Below are 13,438 nucleotides of genomic sequence, written 5' to 3'. Positions count from 1 at the left end.
TCCGGCGGATGACGCCGGTGCCACCGTTCTGTAACGCTTCGGTCGCGAAGCCGGGATCGTCCGTCCGGCAGTCGTCGCATTGGGTAACGTAACCCCATACGCCCCGTGACCCGCGGGGCTGCATCTTGGAGGCTACCTTGGCAATCTCAACTCGGAAGGCCGCTGCGGGCGCAATCGCCGGCGTCGGTCTCATGGCACTGCTCGCCGGCTGCGCATCGGCTCCCAGCACCGGCGACGGCGACTCGACCGGTGCCGCATCCGACTTCCTCCCGTGCATGGTCTCCGACGCCGGTGGCTTCACCGACAAGTCGTTCAACCAGCTCGGCTACGAGGGTCTGACCGAGGCGGCGAAGGAGCTCGGCGTCGAGCCCATCACCGTCCAGTCCGACAAGGCCGACGACTACAAGCCGAACCTGCAGAGCCTGGCCGACCAGGGCTGCTCGCTCATCGTCAGCGTCGGCTTCGCCCTCTCCGCCGACACCGTCACGGCCGCACTCGCGAACCCCGACATCGACTACGCGATCATCGACGACGCCGCCGACAACGACTTCGACGGCAAGGTCGACGCCCCGAACATCAAGCCGATCCTGTTCGACACTGTCCAGGCCGCCTTCCTCGCCGGCTACGCAGCGGCCGACTACTCGAAGACCGGCGTCGTCGGCACCTTCGGCGGCCAGCCCTTCCCGTCCGTCCAGATCTTCATGGACGGCTTCGCCGAGGGCGTCGCGTACTACAACGAGCAGAAGGGCAAGAGCGTCCAGGTCGTCGGTTGGGACGTCGCCGCTCAGACCGGTTCGTTCACCGGTGGCTTCGAGGCCAACGACACCGCGAAGCAGCTCGCCCGCACGCTCATCGACCAGAACGCCGATGTGCTCATGCCCGTCGGTGGCCCGATCTTCCTGAGCGCGATCGCCGAGATCCAGGAGACCGGTAAGGACATCGCGATGGTCGGTGTCGACGCCGACCTGTTCGTCACGAACGCGGACACCGGCAACCTCTTCCTCACCTCCGTCCTGAAGGACATGAAGGCCGGCGTCGGCGACGTCGTGACCGAGGCGGGTGGCGGCAAGTTCGACGCCGCCGCGTACATCGGCACCCTCGAGAACGAGGGCGTCGGCATCGCGCCGTTCCACGACTTCGAGTCCAAGGTCTCCCCGACCCTGGCCGACGAACTCGACACGATCAAGCAGGGGATCATCGACGGTTCCATCAAGGCGACCTCGGTCTCCTCGCCCGTCAAGTAGTCCCTCTTCACCCGGGCCATCGCCCGGGACTCCGGGGGGAGGTCGCGATCCGCGACCTCCCCCCGCTTTGTCCGCGGCACGGTCGGACGGCGATCCCGACCGCCTGTGCCGACATCCGACACGTGACTAGATTGGGACCCATGAAGCTCGAGCTCCGCGGCATCACCAAACGGTTCGGCGCACTCACCGCCAACGACCACATCGACCTCACCGTCGAACCGGGGGAGATCCACTGTCTCCTCGGCGAGAACGGTGCCGGCAAGTCCACCCTCATGAACGTCCTGTACGGCCTGTATCAGGCCGACGAGGGCGAGATCCTCCTGGACGACGTCGTCCAGCACTTCCAGGGCCCTGGCGACGCCATGGGCGCAGGCATCGGCATGGTGCACCAGCACTTCATGCTCATCCCCGTCTTCACCGTCGCCGAGAACGTCATGCTCGGCCACGAGCAGACCAAGGGCGGTGGCCGCCTCGACGTCGCCGCGGCCCGCAAGCTCGTCATCGACATCTCCGAGCGGTTCGGCTTCAGCCTCGATCCGGACGCCATCGTCGGCGACCTCCCGGTCGGGGTGCAGCAGCGCGTCGAGATCGTCAAGGCGCTGTCCCGCAACGCCAACGTCCTCGTCTTCGACGAGCCCACCGCCGTGCTTACGCCGCAGGAGACGGACGAGCTCATGGCGATCATGAAGCAGCTCAAGGAGGAGGGGACGTCCATCGTCTTCATCACCCACAAGCTGCGCGAGGTCCGCGAAGTCGCCGACCGCATCACCGTCATCCGCCTCGGCAAGGTCGTCGGCGAGGCCTCGCCCACCGCGACGAACGCCGAGCTGGCGTCCCTCATGGTCGGGCGTCCCGTCGAACTCACGGTCCACAAGGAGGCGCCGAACCTCGGCGACACCACCTTCACCGTGCAGGACCTGTCCGTCGTCGACCACCTCGGCCAGCTCGTCGTCAACGGCGTCAGCTTCGAGGTGCGCGAGGGCGAGGTGCTCGCCATCGCCGGCGTGCAGGGCAACGGACAGACCGAGCTCACCGAGGCGATCCTCGGGCTGCAGCCGCACACCAAGGGCAGCATCAAGCTCGACGGCGTCGAACTCGTCGGGTCCACCCCACGGAAGGTGCTCGACGCCGGCGTCGGGTTCGTTCCCGAGGACCGGTCCGAGGACGGGCTCGTCAAACAATTCACGATCGCCGAGAACCTCATGCTGGACCGATCGACCGGTGCGCCCTTCGTGAAGGGCGGCAACGTCCAGCGGGGGTTCCGCGACGAGTTCGCCCGCGAGAAGTCGCAGGAGTTCGACGTCCGGTCGCAGGGCATCGAATCGCCGGCGGGCTCCCTGTCCGGTGGCAACCAGCAGAAGGTCGTCCTCGCCCGTGAGCTCAGCCGTGAGCTGCGGCTGTTCGTCGCCGCACAGCCGACCCGCGGCATCGACGTCGGCTCGATCGAGTTCGTGCACAAGCGCATCGTCGCCACGCGCGACGCAGGCATCCCCGTCATCGTCGTGTCGACCGAGCTCGACGAGGTCGTCGCGCTCGCCGACCGCATCGCCGTCATGTACCGCGGCGGTATCGTCGGGATCGTCCCGGCATCGACCCCCAGAGAGGTCCTCGGCCTCATGATGGCCGGCGAACTCCCGGCAGGAGCAGCAGCATGAGCGAGACGTCCCACACCCCGCCCGGAACGGTCCAGCCGGTGGCACCGGGTGAGGCGAAGCCCGACACGACCCAGCCGCGCTCGAACAAGGTGCTCGCCGAGATCCTCAACTCGAGCATCGTCATCTCGATCCTCGCCGTCGTCCTGGCGATGGTCGTCGGTGCGATCCTCATCGCGCTGACCGATCCGAAGGTCCACACCGCCGCCGGGTACTTCTTCGCGCGCCCGGGTGACACCATCGCGGCGGTCTGGCAGTCGGCGACCGGTGCGTACGGCGCGCTCTTCCAAGGGTCGATCTACAACTTCAAGCGCCCGGACTTCCTGAACGGCATCCGCCCGCTGACGGAGACGCTGACCTTCGCGACCCCGCTGATCCTCGCCGGACTCGGTGTCGGCCTGGCGTTCCGGGTCGGCATGTTCAACATCGGTGGGCGTGGTCAGATGCTCATCGCCGCCGCCTGCGCCGGATGGGTCGGCTTCACGCTCGACCTCCCGCCCGTGGTGCACCTGCTCGTCGCGATCGCCGCCGGCATCATCGGTGGCGCGTTCTGGGGCGGCATCGTCGGTGTCCTGAAGGCCCGCACCGGTGCGCACGAGGTGATCATCACGATCATGCTCAACTACGTCGCGTTCTACCTCATCACCTTCATGCTCTCCACGCAGGGGCTGTTGCAGGCTCCCGGCTCGAACGTGCCGAAGAGCGCTGCGATGGCACCGAACGCGGTGCTGCCGAAGCTCCTCGGTGACCGCTACAACCTGCACGCCGGCTTCCTCATCGCGATCCTCGCGGTCGTGTTCGTGTGGTGGTTGTTCAGCCGGTCGTCGATCGGGTTCCGCTTCCGAGCGGTCGGTGAGAACCCGAACGCCGCGCGCGTCGCGGGTATCGACGTGAAGAACACCTACGTGTACGCCATGCTGCTCTCCGGCGGACTGATCGGTCTCGCCGGCGTCTCGCAGGTGCTCGGAACGGTGACCTCCGGGTTCGACAACGGCATCGACGCCGGCATCGGCTTCGACGCCATCACCGTCGCGCTGCTCGGACGCAGCCGGCCGGGCGGCATCCTCATCGCCGGCATCCTGTTCGGTGCACTCAAGGCCGGCGGGTACTCCATGCAGGCCACCCAGGGCGTGAACGTGCCGATCGACATCGTGCTCGTCCTCCAGGCGCTCATCGTGCTGTTCATCGCGGCTCCGCCGCTCGTGCGGGCGATCTTCTTCCTGCCGAAGCCCGACGGTTCGACGCGCCGAACGCGTCGCTCCGCCAAGAAGGAGGTGTCCGCATGAGTGGATTCACGCTCGACAAGCAGACGCCGCAGCCGGCTCCCGACGCCCCGATCGTCCTCGAGACGGTCGTCGTCCGCAGCTGGAAGGCTCCGATCGCGTTCGGGATCTTCACCGTCATCGCGTTCCTGTTGTTCGTCATCTGGCACCGCGACGGCAACAGCACGTTCCGGCTCTCCAGTGACGGCGACGTCATCCAACTGCCGACGGTCGTGCTCCCGTCCACGGTCACCGGCATCGTCGTCACGATCCTCCTGGCCGCCATCGCGGCGCTGAGCGCGTACCTCGTCACCACGGGCAAGAAGATCCCGCTCTGGCTCATCACCGTGTTCGGGGTGCTGTTCATGGTCGGGTTCCTGTCGTGGGCCGCCGCGGGCAAGGCGATCCCGATCACCGGGCTCCTGCTCGGCACGGTCGCGCTGAGCGTCCCGCTCATCTTCGGCGCGCTCGGCGGCGTCATCTCCGAGCGGGTCGGCGTCGTGAACATCGCGATCGAGGGACAGCTGCTCGCCGGCGCGTTCTCGTCCGCCTTCGTCGCCTCGGTGACGGGGAACGCCTTCCTCGGGCTCGTCGCGGCGATGATCGCCGGGACGCTCGTGAGCTTCCTGCTCGCGGCGTTCTCGATCAAGTACCTCGTCGACCAGGTCATCGTCGGTGTCGTGCTCAACGTCCTCGTCGTCGGCTTGACGAGCTTCCTGTACTCGCAGGTGCTCACGAAGAACGAGGCGCTCTTCAACAGCCCGCCGAAGTTCCCCCGGATCAACATCCCGATCCTCAGCGAGATCCCGCTCATCGGACCCGTGCTGTTCCGCCAGACGATCATCATCTACCTGATGTACATCGCCGTGGCCGTGGTGTTCTTCTGCCTGTTCTACACGCGCTGGGGCCTCCGCCTGCGCGCCGTGGGTGAGCACCCGCAGGCGGCCGACACCGTGGGCATCAACGTGAACCGGACGCGCTTCTGGAACGTCGCGCTCGCGGGCGCGATCGTCGGCCTCGGCGGGGCCTACTTCACCCTGGGCTCGGTCGGTGCGTTCAACAAGGAGATGACGGCGGGTGCCGGCTACATCGCACTCGCGGCGGTCATCTTCGGACGTTGGGACCCGCTCAAGGCGACCCTCGCCGCGCTGCTGTTCGGCTTCACGCAGAACCTCCAGTTCGCGCTGAGCGCCATCGGCTCCCCGGTGCCGAGCGCGTTCATGCTCATGCTGCCGTACGTCGTGACGATCTTCGCGGTCGCCGGACTCGTCGGCATCTCCCGCGGACCGGCGGCCGCCGGCAAGCCCTACGTGAAGGGCTGACCGTGAGCGACACGACGACCACGCCACCCGTCGACTGGGAGGCGCTGCACACCGCGGCCCGGGAGGCGATGGGTCACGCCTACGTGCCCTACAGCCGTTTCCCGGTCGGCGCGGCTGCCCTCGTGGACGACGGCCGGATCATCTCCGGCTGCAACGTCGAGAACGCCAGCTACGGCCTGACGCTGTGCGCTGAGTGCGCGCTCGTCTCCGCGCTCCACATGTCGGGCGGAGGACGCCTCGTGGCGTTCGCCTGCGTCGACGGCAAGGGCGAACGCCTCATGCCGTGCGGCCGTTGCCGACAGCTGCTGTACGAACACTCGACGGCGGGCATGCTGCTCGACACCGTCTCCGGCATCCGCACTATCGACGAGGTCCTGCCGGACGCTTTCGGACCACGTCAACTCGAGGAGTACCACGCATGAGTTCCGTAGAAGCATTCGACGTCGTCGACCTCATCCGCACGAAGCGCGACCGCGGTGAGCTGTCGACGCCGCAGATCGACTGGCTGATCGACGCCTTCACCCGGGGCTACGTCGCCGACGAGCAGATGTCGGCGCTGGCGATGGCGATCCTGCTGAACGGCATGGAGCGGCGCGAGATCCGCGACCTCACGATGGCAATGATCGCGAGCGGTGAGCGGATGAGCTTCGCGTCGCTCGACAAGCCGACCTCGGACAAGCACTCGACCGGCGGCGTGGGCGACAAGATCACCCTGCCGCTCGCCCCGCTCGTCGCCGTGTTCGGCGTCGCGGTGCCGCAGCTGTCGGGCCGCGGGCTCGGGCACACGGGTGGGACGCTCGACAAGCTCGAGAGCATCCCGGGATGGCGCGCGGCGCTGACGAACGACGAGATGATGGCGCAGCTGGCGGACGTCGGCGCGGTCATCTGCGCCGCCGGTTCCGGTCTCGCCCCGGCGGACAAGCGCCTGTACGCCCTGCGCGACACGACGGGCACGGTCGAGGCGATCCCGCTCATCGCGTCGAGCATCATGTCGAAGAAGATCGCCGAAGGCACCGGGGCGCTCGTCCTCGACGTCAAGTTCGGCTCCGGCGCCTTCATGCAGGACTACGAGCGCGCCGAGGAACTGGCGCGCACGATGGTCGCGCTCGGGACGGACGCCGGTGTGGCGACGACCGCGCTGTTGACGGACATGAACGTCCCGCTCGGCCTCGCGATCGGCAACGCGAACGAGGTCCGCGAGTCCGTCGAGGTCCTGGCGGGCGGTGGTCCGGCGGACGTCGTCGAGTTGACCCTCGCCCTCGCGCGGGAGATGCTGACCCTCGCCGGGCAGCCGGACGCGGACGTCGAGGGCGCCCTCGCGGACGGTCGGGCCATGGACGTCTGGAAGCGCATGATCCGCGCACAGGACGGTGACCCGGACGCACCGCTGCCGATCGCCAAGGAGACGCACGTCGTCACGGCGTCGCGCGACGGCGTGCTGGCGACGCAGGAGGCACTGCCGTTCGGCATCGCGGCCTGGCGCCTCGGTGCCGGTCGGGCCAGGCAGCAGGACCCGGTCATCCACGCGGCGGGCATCGACCTGCACGCGAAGCCGGGTGACGAGGTCCGGGCCGGACAGCCGCTCTTCACGCTGAGCGCCGACGACGCCGCCCGCTTCCCGCGGGCGCTCGAGGCGCTCGAGGGTGCCTACACGATCGAGGACACCGCGCCGCCGCGCGGCCCCATCGTCCGGGCCCGCATCGAGGCCTGACGGCCGCAGACGCTCAGTCCGTCGCCCGGTCCTCGAGGCGACGGACTGAGCCATGTCGCAGGATGCGCGTGAGCGGTACAGTGAACCCCGTGACCTCTGCAGACGAATCCCCCCTCTCCGGCGTCGACCTCCGCGCGCTCCCGAAGATCTCGCTCCACGACCACCTCGACGGTGGTGTGCGGCCGGCCACGATCATCGAGCTGGCCGAGGCCATCGGTGTCGACGTCCCCGTGTCGGACCCCGACGGCCTGGCCGACTGGTTCTACACGCAGTGCAACGCCGGTTCGCTCGTCGAGTACCTCAAGACCTTCGACCTCAGCACCGCGGTCATGCAGACCGAGGAGGGGCTCGTCCGCATCGCGCGCGAGTTCGTTCAGGACCTCGCTGCGGACGGCGTCATCTACGGCGAGGTGCGCTGGGCTCCCGAGCAGCACCTCACCCGCGGCCTCAGCCTCGACGCGGTCGTCGAGGCCGTCCAGGAGGGTATCGAGCTCGGTGTCAAGGACGCGGCCCACTCCGGCTCCGACATCCAGATCGGTCAGCTCGTCACGGCCATGCGGCACGCCGACCGTGCGCTCGAGATCGCTGAGCTCGCCGTGCGTCATCGCGAGCGCGGCGTGGTCGGGTTCGACATCGCCGGCGCCGAGGCGGGTTTCCCCGCCAGCAAGCACCGCCTGGCGTTCGACTACCTCGCGGCCGAGCTGTTCCCGGTCACCGTCCACGCGGGAGAGGCCGACGGCATCGAGTCGATCCGGAGCGCCCTGCTCGACGGCCGTGCGTTGCGACTCGGCCACGGTGTCCGCATCGCCGAGGACATCTTCATCGAGCGCGACGACGCCGAGTCCCTCTACGCCACGCTCGGTCCCGTCGCGGAGTGGGTCCGCGACCGCAAGATCCCGTTGGAGCTCAGCCCGCAGTCGAACCTGCAGACCGGAGCCATCGCGGCCTGGGGCGAGGAGCTCGAGGACCACCCGTTCGACCTGCTCTACCAGCTCGACTTCGCCGTCACGGTCAACGTCGACAACCGCACCATGAGCGACACGAGCCTGACGAAAGAGCTCGCGCTCCTCTCCGAGGCGTTCGACTACGACCTGACCGACCTGGAGACCTTCCAGCTGAACGCCGCCGCCGCGACGTTCCAGCCGTTGGAGATCCGCGAGGCCTTGGCGGACCGCATCTCGGAGGCATTCGACGAGTTCCTCGACGACGACGAGGACTGACGATGTCGGCAGGTGCTGTTCCGGCGACCGCCTGGGCGGCACCTGCGCGGCAGGCTTCCAGCCTCGGAGCGTTACGATGGTTCCGATCCACTCGGGTCGACCGATCCTCTGATTGAAGCGATGCCACTCCCAGAACTGTCCGAAGCCAGCGTCGCGCTCCACGTCGATGCCGACGACTGGCGCGAGGCGATCCGCGTAGCCGGAGCGCTGCTGTCCGACACCCGCGCGACCGACGCCGCGTACACGCAACGGATGATCGACGTCGTCGAGGAATTCGGCGCGTACGTCGTGATCGCGCCGGGCCTGGCGCTCGCGCACGCCCGACCGGGCGCCGACGTCCACGAGGACGCCCTCGTCGTCGCGACCCTCGCTGCTCCGGTCCGGTTCGGCCACCCCCACAACGACCCCGTCTCGGTGGTCCTCGGCCTCGCGGTCACCACCGCTGAGTCACACGTGGGTTGGGTGGCGGAGATCGCCAACGTCTTCAACGACGAGACCGCCATCCCGCGGCTCGCTGCGGCCACGACGCTCGACGAGGTGCGAGCCGTGTTCGGTGCGTCACCGCTGTCCGGCGGGGGCCAGGCATGAAGATCGTCGCCGTCTGCGGTTCGGGAGTCGGCTCCTCGGCCATCCTCAAGCTCAACGCCGAACGCGCGCTCGAACGCCTCGACCTCGAGGCCGACGTCGTCGCCGGCGACATCGAGAGCCTCGGCACCACCGCGGCCGACGCCCAGGTGATCCTGACCTCGCCGGAGCTCGTCGAGCGCATCGGCAAGACCTTCGCCGACATCGTCGTCATCGACAACTACTTCGACCTCGCCGAACTCACCGAGAAGCTCGAACGCGCCATCGGCTGAGTGGTGTGCGCCCCGGTCTCCGGGCCGCACACCACCGGGCGCCGAGCCCGTCGAGGGGTTAGGAGACGAGCGCCGTGAGGTCCGTCCGCAGAGCGGCGAGCCGTGCGGTGACCGTGGCCGCCCGCTCGGCGGCGTCGCCGTCGGCGGACTGGACGTCGACGTACACCTTGAGCTTCGGCTCCGTGCCGCTCGGCCGGATCATGACCCTGGTGCCGTCGTCGAGCCAGACGCGCAGGACGTCGCTCGGCGGGAGCGCCTCGAACCCGTCGGCGAGGTCGTCGATCCGGGTCACCCGAGCTCCCGCGAGCTCCGTCGGCGGGAGCGCCCGCAGCCCGGCCATGACCTCGCCGATGCGGCTGAGTTCGGTGTAGCGGATGGAGATCTGGTCGCTGCCGAAGGAACCGAAGGTGTCCGCGAACCGGTCGAGGAGCCCCGCGACGCTCTCGCCCGCCTGCGCCGACGCCGTCGCGAGACCGAGGAACGCGACGGCGGCCGAGATGCCGTCCTTGTCGCGCACGGTCCTGGGGTTCACGAGGTAGCCGAGGGCCTCCTCGAAGCCGAAGAGCATGCCCGGCGTCCGGGAGATCCACTTGAACCCGGTGAGCGTCTCGCGGAACTCGAGGCCGTGCGCCTCGGCGACGAGGCGTAGGGCGGGGGAGGAGACGATCGAGCACGCGAGCGTGCCCTCGGGAGCCGCATCGCCGTCGAGTGCGGCACTGGCGGCCTGGGCGGCCCGCCAGCCGAGGAGGAGACCGACCTCGTTGCCGGTGAGCCGACGGAACCCCGAGGGGGCCGCGTCGTCGGGGATCGCGATCGCCAGGCGGTCGGCGTCGGGGTCGTTGGCGATGATGAGGTCGGCGCCGACTGCTCGCGCCGTCGCGAAGGACAGGTCGAGCGCGCCCGGCTCCTCCGGGTTCGGGAAGCTGACGGTCCGGAAGGTGGGATCGGGATCGATCTGCTCGGTGACGAGTTCCGGTGCCGGATACCCGGCGGTCTCGAGGACGCGTCGGGTCGTCTCCCAACCCACGCCGTGCATGGCCGTGTAGACGACGCGCAGCTGGCCGCCCGCCGTGGCGGGAGCGACGGCTGCGGTCTCGGCGACATAGGCGTCGACGACGTCCTCGCCCGCGATCTCGAACCCGTCGCTGCGCGGGAGGTCCTGGACGAGCGCCGTCTCGGCGATGCGCCCGATGTGGGCGGCGATGGCCGCGTCGGCGGGGGAGACGATCTGGGACCCGTGGTGCTCGCCGCCCAGGTACACCTTGTAGCCGTTGTCGGCGGGCGGATTGTGACTCGCGGTCACCATGACGCCGGCCGAGGCGTCGAAGAACCGCACGGCGAACGCGAGGACGGGCGTCGGCAGGAGCCGTGGCAGCAGGATGGCGCGGACGCCGGCACCGGCCATCAGCTCGGCGGTGTCGCTGGCGAACACGGCGGAGTTCTTCCGGCCGTCGTAGCCGATGACGACACTCGGCGTCACGCCTTCCGGTGCCTGCTCGAGCAGGTAGGCGGCGAGTCCGGCCGCGGCCTGCGACACGAGGACCCGGTTCATCCGGTTGGAACCGGCCTCGATGCGTCCGCGGAGCCCGGCCGTGCCGAACTGCAGACGGGTGTCGAAGCGGTCGTGCAGTTCTGCGACGGCGACGTCGTCGGACACGCGGGCGCGTTCGACGAGGCCTGCCAGTTCGGCCCGGGTCTCGTCGTCGGGATCCTGGGCGAGCCAGGCCTCGGCGGTCGCGAGCAGGCTCGTCGCCTCGCTCACAGGGCCGCGACGATCTGCGCGAGGAGCTTGCTGATCACCGGCTCGGCCGCCTGGCCGGCCTCGATGACCTCGGCATGGCTGAGCGGTGTCTGCTGGATGCCGGCGGCGAGGTTCGTGATGAGCGACATCCCGAGGACCTCCATGCCGGCCTGACGTGCGGCGATCGCCTCGAGCGCGGTGGACATACCGACGATGTGGCCGCCGATCGCCTTCGCCATCTGGACCTCGGCCGGGGTCTCGTAGTGCGGTCCGCGGAACTGCGTGTAGACGCCTTCGTCGAGCTCCGGAGCGACGCTGTGCGCGATGTCCCGCAGCCGCTTGGCGTAGAGGTCGGTGAGGTCGATGAAGGTCGCACCTTCGAGCGGTGAGTCGGCAGTGAGGTTGATGTGGTCGCTGATCAGCACGGGCGTCCCCGGCGTCCAGTGGTCCTTGATGCCGCCGGCGCCGTTCGTCAGCACCATGATGCGGGCACCGGCAGCCGCAGCCGTCCGGACGCTGTGCACGACGCGGCGGACACCGTGGTTCTCGTAGTAGTGCGTCCGGGCGCCGATGACAAGCGCACGCTTGCCGCTCGGGAGCAGGATCGAGCGCAGGGTGCCCACGTGGCCCTCGAGCGCCGGCTTCGAGAAGCCGACGATCTCCGAGGCCGGGATCGTCGCCGTCGTCTCGCCGATCAGATCGGCCGCCTTGCCCCAGCCGCTGCCGAGGGTGAGCGCGATGTCGTGGCGTTCGACGCCGGTCTTCTCGGCGATCTGGCCGGCGGCTTCGCGGGCGATCTCGAAGGGATCGACATCGGACAGATCGAGTGGGTTCGCAGAGGTTTCGGACATCCTCTCACTCTAGACAGGGGCGGGGCCGCCGCCCAACCGTGGCGACCCGGCTCATCCGCGCACGATCCCGGCCGCCGCAGGCCCGAACGGGTTTGGTCCCGCCCCTGGTGGCGCGCGAGAATGGAGGCATGGCCTACGAGTTCGAACGCAAGCAGCGAGTGGCGATCATCGGAGGCGGACCCGGCGGGTACGAGGCGGCCCTCGCCGGGGCGCAGCTCGGGGCCGACGTCACGCTCGTGGAGCGTTCGGGCGTCGGCGGAGCGGCCGTCATCACCGACGTCGTCCCGTCCAAGAGCCTCATCGCCACGGCCGACGCCGTCGGGGCCATCGGCGAGGCCGCCGACCTCGGTGTGCAGTTCTTCGTCCGCTCGGAGACCACCGGCAAGCCCAGCCGTCCCGAGGTCGCGGTGAACCTCGCTGCCGTCAACAAACGACTGCTCGGACTGGCCCGCCAGCAGTCCGAGGACATGCGGGCGAGTCTCATCCGTGCCGGTGTCCGCATCGTCAACGGTCAGGGGCGGCTCGACGGACCGAACGAGGTCATCGTCTCGACCGACCTGTCCGCCGGCACCGACTTCGACCGCATCGAGGCCGACACCGTCGTCGTCTCCGTCGGCGCGAGCCCGCGCCAGTTGCCCTCCGCCCTGCCGGACGGCGAGCGCATCCTCACCTGGACGCAGCTCTACAACCTCACCTCCGTCCCCGAGCACCTCATCGTCGTCGGCTCGGGCGTCACCGGCGCCGAGTTCGCCTCCGCCTACACGGCGCTCGGCTCCAAGGTCACGCTCATCTCGAGCCGCGACCAGGTGCTGCCCGGTGAGGACGCCGACGCGGCGGCGGTCATCGAGAACGTCTTCAAGCGCAACGGCATGACGGTCCTCTCGAAGTCACGGGCCGATTCCGTCACCCGCACCGAGCACGGCGTCGTCGCCACGCTCTCCGACGGCCGCACGGTCGAGGGCTCGCACTGCCTCATGGCGGTCGGTTCGGTCCCCAACACCGCCGGGATCGGCCTCGAGGAGGCCGGCGTGCAGCTGACCGATTCCGGACACATCCGCGTCAACCGGGTCGCCCGCACGAGCGTCCCCAACATCTACGCCGCCGGCGACTGCACGACCTTCCTGCCGCTCGCGTCCGTCGCGTCGATGCAGGGTCGCACCTCGATGTTGCATGCGATGGGCGACGCGGTGAACCCGACCGAGATCCGCAACGTCGCCGCGAACATCTTCACGCAGCCCGAGATCGCGACCGTCGGCTGGACCCAGAAGCAGATCGAGGACGGCATCGCCCAGGGCGAGATCTACAAACTGCCCCTCGCCCAGAACCCGCGCGCGAAGATGATGGGCATCAAGGACGGCTTCGTCAAGCTGTTCGCGCGGACCGGCAGCGGCACGGTCATCGGCGGGGTCATCGTCGCGCCGAAGGCCAGCGAGCTGATCTTCCCGCTCGCCCTCGCCGTCGAGCAGCGGTTGAACGTCGATCAGGTCGCGCGCGCCTTCACGGTCTACCCGTCACTCACCGGGTCGATCACCGACGCGGCGCGCGCCATGCACATCGTCGAATAGACGTCGTCCTCGT

The 13,438-nt window shown here is 69.1% G+C and carries 12 protein-coding genes; 10 read left to right on the top strand and 2 right to left on the bottom strand.

The genetic code is table 11. The annotated features are described in order from the left end of the window. Window positions 1-137: 137 nt before the first annotated feature. From BIU99_RS18885 to BIU99_RS18845, 9 genes are all read left to right on the top strand, one after another. Window positions 138-1,244: a BMP family protein gene (locus tag BIU99_RS18885; protein ID WP_064294831.1), complete on the top strand. Its 1,107-nt coding sequence runs from the start codon at window positions 138-140 to the stop codon at window positions 1,242-1,244. 140 nt (window positions 1,245-1,384) lie between these two features. Next, window positions 1,385-2,899 (top strand): ABC transporter ATP-binding protein, encoded by a 1,515-nt coding sequence (locus tag BIU99_RS18880; protein ID WP_064294832.1) that lies wholly within the window; start codon window positions 1,385-1,387, stop codon window positions 2,897-2,899. Further along, window positions 2,896-4,182 (top strand): ABC transporter permease, encoded by a 1,287-nt coding sequence (locus tag BIU99_RS18875; protein WP_079002876.1) that lies wholly within the window; start codon window positions 2,896-2,898, stop codon window positions 4,180-4,182. The genes BIU99_RS18880 and BIU99_RS18875 overlap by 4 nt, the downstream gene beginning before the upstream one ends. Continuing rightward, entirely contained in the window at window positions 4,179-5,480 is a 1,302-nt protein-coding gene (locus BIU99_RS18870; RefSeq protein ID WP_064294833.1) for an ABC transporter permease, read from the top strand. The genes BIU99_RS18875 and BIU99_RS18870 overlap by 4 nt, the downstream gene beginning before the upstream one ends. Window positions 5,481-5,482: 2 nt before the next feature. Beyond that, window positions 5,483-5,902 carry a cytidine deaminase gene (locus BIU99_RS18865; RefSeq protein WP_064294834.1) on the top strand — a complete coding sequence of 140 codons (420 nt, stop codon included), beginning with the start codon at window positions 5,483-5,485 and terminating at the stop codon, window positions 5,900-5,902. Beyond that, a complete protein-coding gene (locus BIU99_RS18860) occupies window positions 5,899-7,191 on the top strand; it encodes a thymidine phosphorylase (protein ID WP_071262528.1) in 1,293 nt (430 codons plus the stop codon). Before BIU99_RS18865 ends, BIU99_RS18860 begins: the two co-directional genes overlap by 4 nt. A 62-nt stretch (window positions 7,192-7,253) precedes the next feature. After that, entirely contained in the window at window positions 7,254-8,411 is a 1,158-nt protein-coding gene (locus BIU99_RS18855; RefSeq protein WP_064294836.1) for an adenosine deaminase, read from the top strand. A gap of 120 nt (window positions 8,412-8,531) precedes the next feature. Beyond that, on the top strand, window positions 8,532-8,999 hold the full coding sequence (locus tag BIU99_RS18850) for a PTS sugar transporter subunit IIA (protein ID WP_071262527.1): 468 nt from the start codon (window positions 8,532-8,534) through the stop codon (window positions 8,997-8,999). Next, on the top strand, window positions 8,996-9,268 hold the full coding sequence (locus tag BIU99_RS18845) for a PTS sugar transporter subunit IIB (protein ID WP_064294838.1): 273 nt from the start codon (window positions 8,996-8,998) through the stop codon (window positions 9,266-9,268). Before BIU99_RS18850 ends, BIU99_RS18845 begins: the two co-directional genes overlap by 4 nt. Window positions 9,269-9,326: 58 nt before the next feature. Here BIU99_RS18845 and BIU99_RS18840 read toward each other — a convergent pair whose 3' ends face one another. Both BIU99_RS18840 and BIU99_RS18835 read right to left on the bottom strand, forming a co-directional pair. Continuing rightward, window positions 9,327-11,030: a phospho-sugar mutase gene (locus BIU99_RS18840; RefSeq protein ID WP_071262526.1), complete on the bottom strand. Its 1,704-nt coding sequence runs from the start codon at window positions 11,028-11,030 to the stop codon at window positions 9,327-9,329. Continuing rightward, window positions 11,027-11,860 (bottom strand): purine-nucleoside phosphorylase, encoded by an 834-nt coding sequence (locus BIU99_RS18835; protein WP_071262525.1) that lies wholly within the window; start codon window positions 11,858-11,860, stop codon window positions 11,027-11,029. The genes BIU99_RS18840 and BIU99_RS18835 overlap by 4 nt, the downstream gene beginning before the upstream one ends. Window positions 11,861-11,988: 128 nt before the next feature. On the opposite strand from BIU99_RS18835, the gene BIU99_RS18830 reads away from it, so the two are divergent. After that, on the top strand, window positions 11,989-13,425 hold the full coding sequence (locus BIU99_RS18830; protein ID WP_064294841.1) for an NAD(P)H-quinone dehydrogenase: 1,437 nt from the start codon (window positions 11,989-11,991) through the stop codon (window positions 13,423-13,425). Window positions 13,426-13,438 lie beyond the last annotated feature (13 nt).

The organism is Plantibacter sp. MMLR14_011 (genome assembly GCF_001865025.1).
Taxonomy (GTDB): domain Bacteria; phylum Actinomycetota; class Actinomycetes; order Actinomycetales; family Microbacteriaceae; genus Plantibacter; species Plantibacter flavus_A.
This window is presented reverse-complemented; position numbering and strand designations above follow the sequence as displayed.

What these genes read in the sequence shown, in the direction of transcription:
- BIU99_RS18880 (WP_064294832.1), top strand. Translation starts at nt 1,385, where the DNA reads ATGAAGCTCGAGCTCCGCGGCATCACCAAACGGTTCGGCGCACTCACC.
- BIU99_RS18875 (WP_079002876.1), top strand. Translation starts at nt 2,896, where the DNA reads ATGAGCGAGACGTCCCACACCCCGCCCGGAACGGTCCAGCCGGTGGCA.
- BIU99_RS18855 (WP_064294836.1), top strand. Translation starts at nt 7,254, where the DNA reads ATGCGCGTGAGCGGTACAGTGAACCCCGTGACCTCTGCAGACGAATCC.
- BIU99_RS18830 (WP_064294841.1), top strand. Translation starts at nt 11,989, where the DNA reads ATGGCCTACGAGTTCGAACGCAAGCAGCGAGTGGCGATCATCGGAGGC.
- BIU99_RS18835 (WP_071262525.1), bottom strand. Translation starts at nt 11,860, where the DNA reads ATGTCCGAAACCTCTGCGAACCCACTCGATCTGTCCGATGTCGATCCC.
- BIU99_RS18850 (WP_071262527.1), top strand. Translation starts at nt 8,532, where the DNA reads ATGCCACTCCCAGAACTGTCCGAAGCCAGCGTCGCGCTCCACGTCGAT.
- BIU99_RS18870 (WP_064294833.1), top strand. Translation starts at nt 4,179, where the DNA reads ATGAGTGGATTCACGCTCGACAAGCAGACGCCGCAGCCGGCTCCCGAC.
- BIU99_RS18860 (WP_071262528.1), top strand. Translation starts at nt 5,899, where the DNA reads ATGAGTTCCGTAGAAGCATTCGACGTCGTCGACCTCATCCGCACGAAG.
- BIU99_RS18845 (WP_064294838.1), top strand. Translation starts at nt 8,996, where the DNA reads ATGAAGATCGTCGCCGTCTGCGGTTCGGGAGTCGGCTCCTCGGCCATC.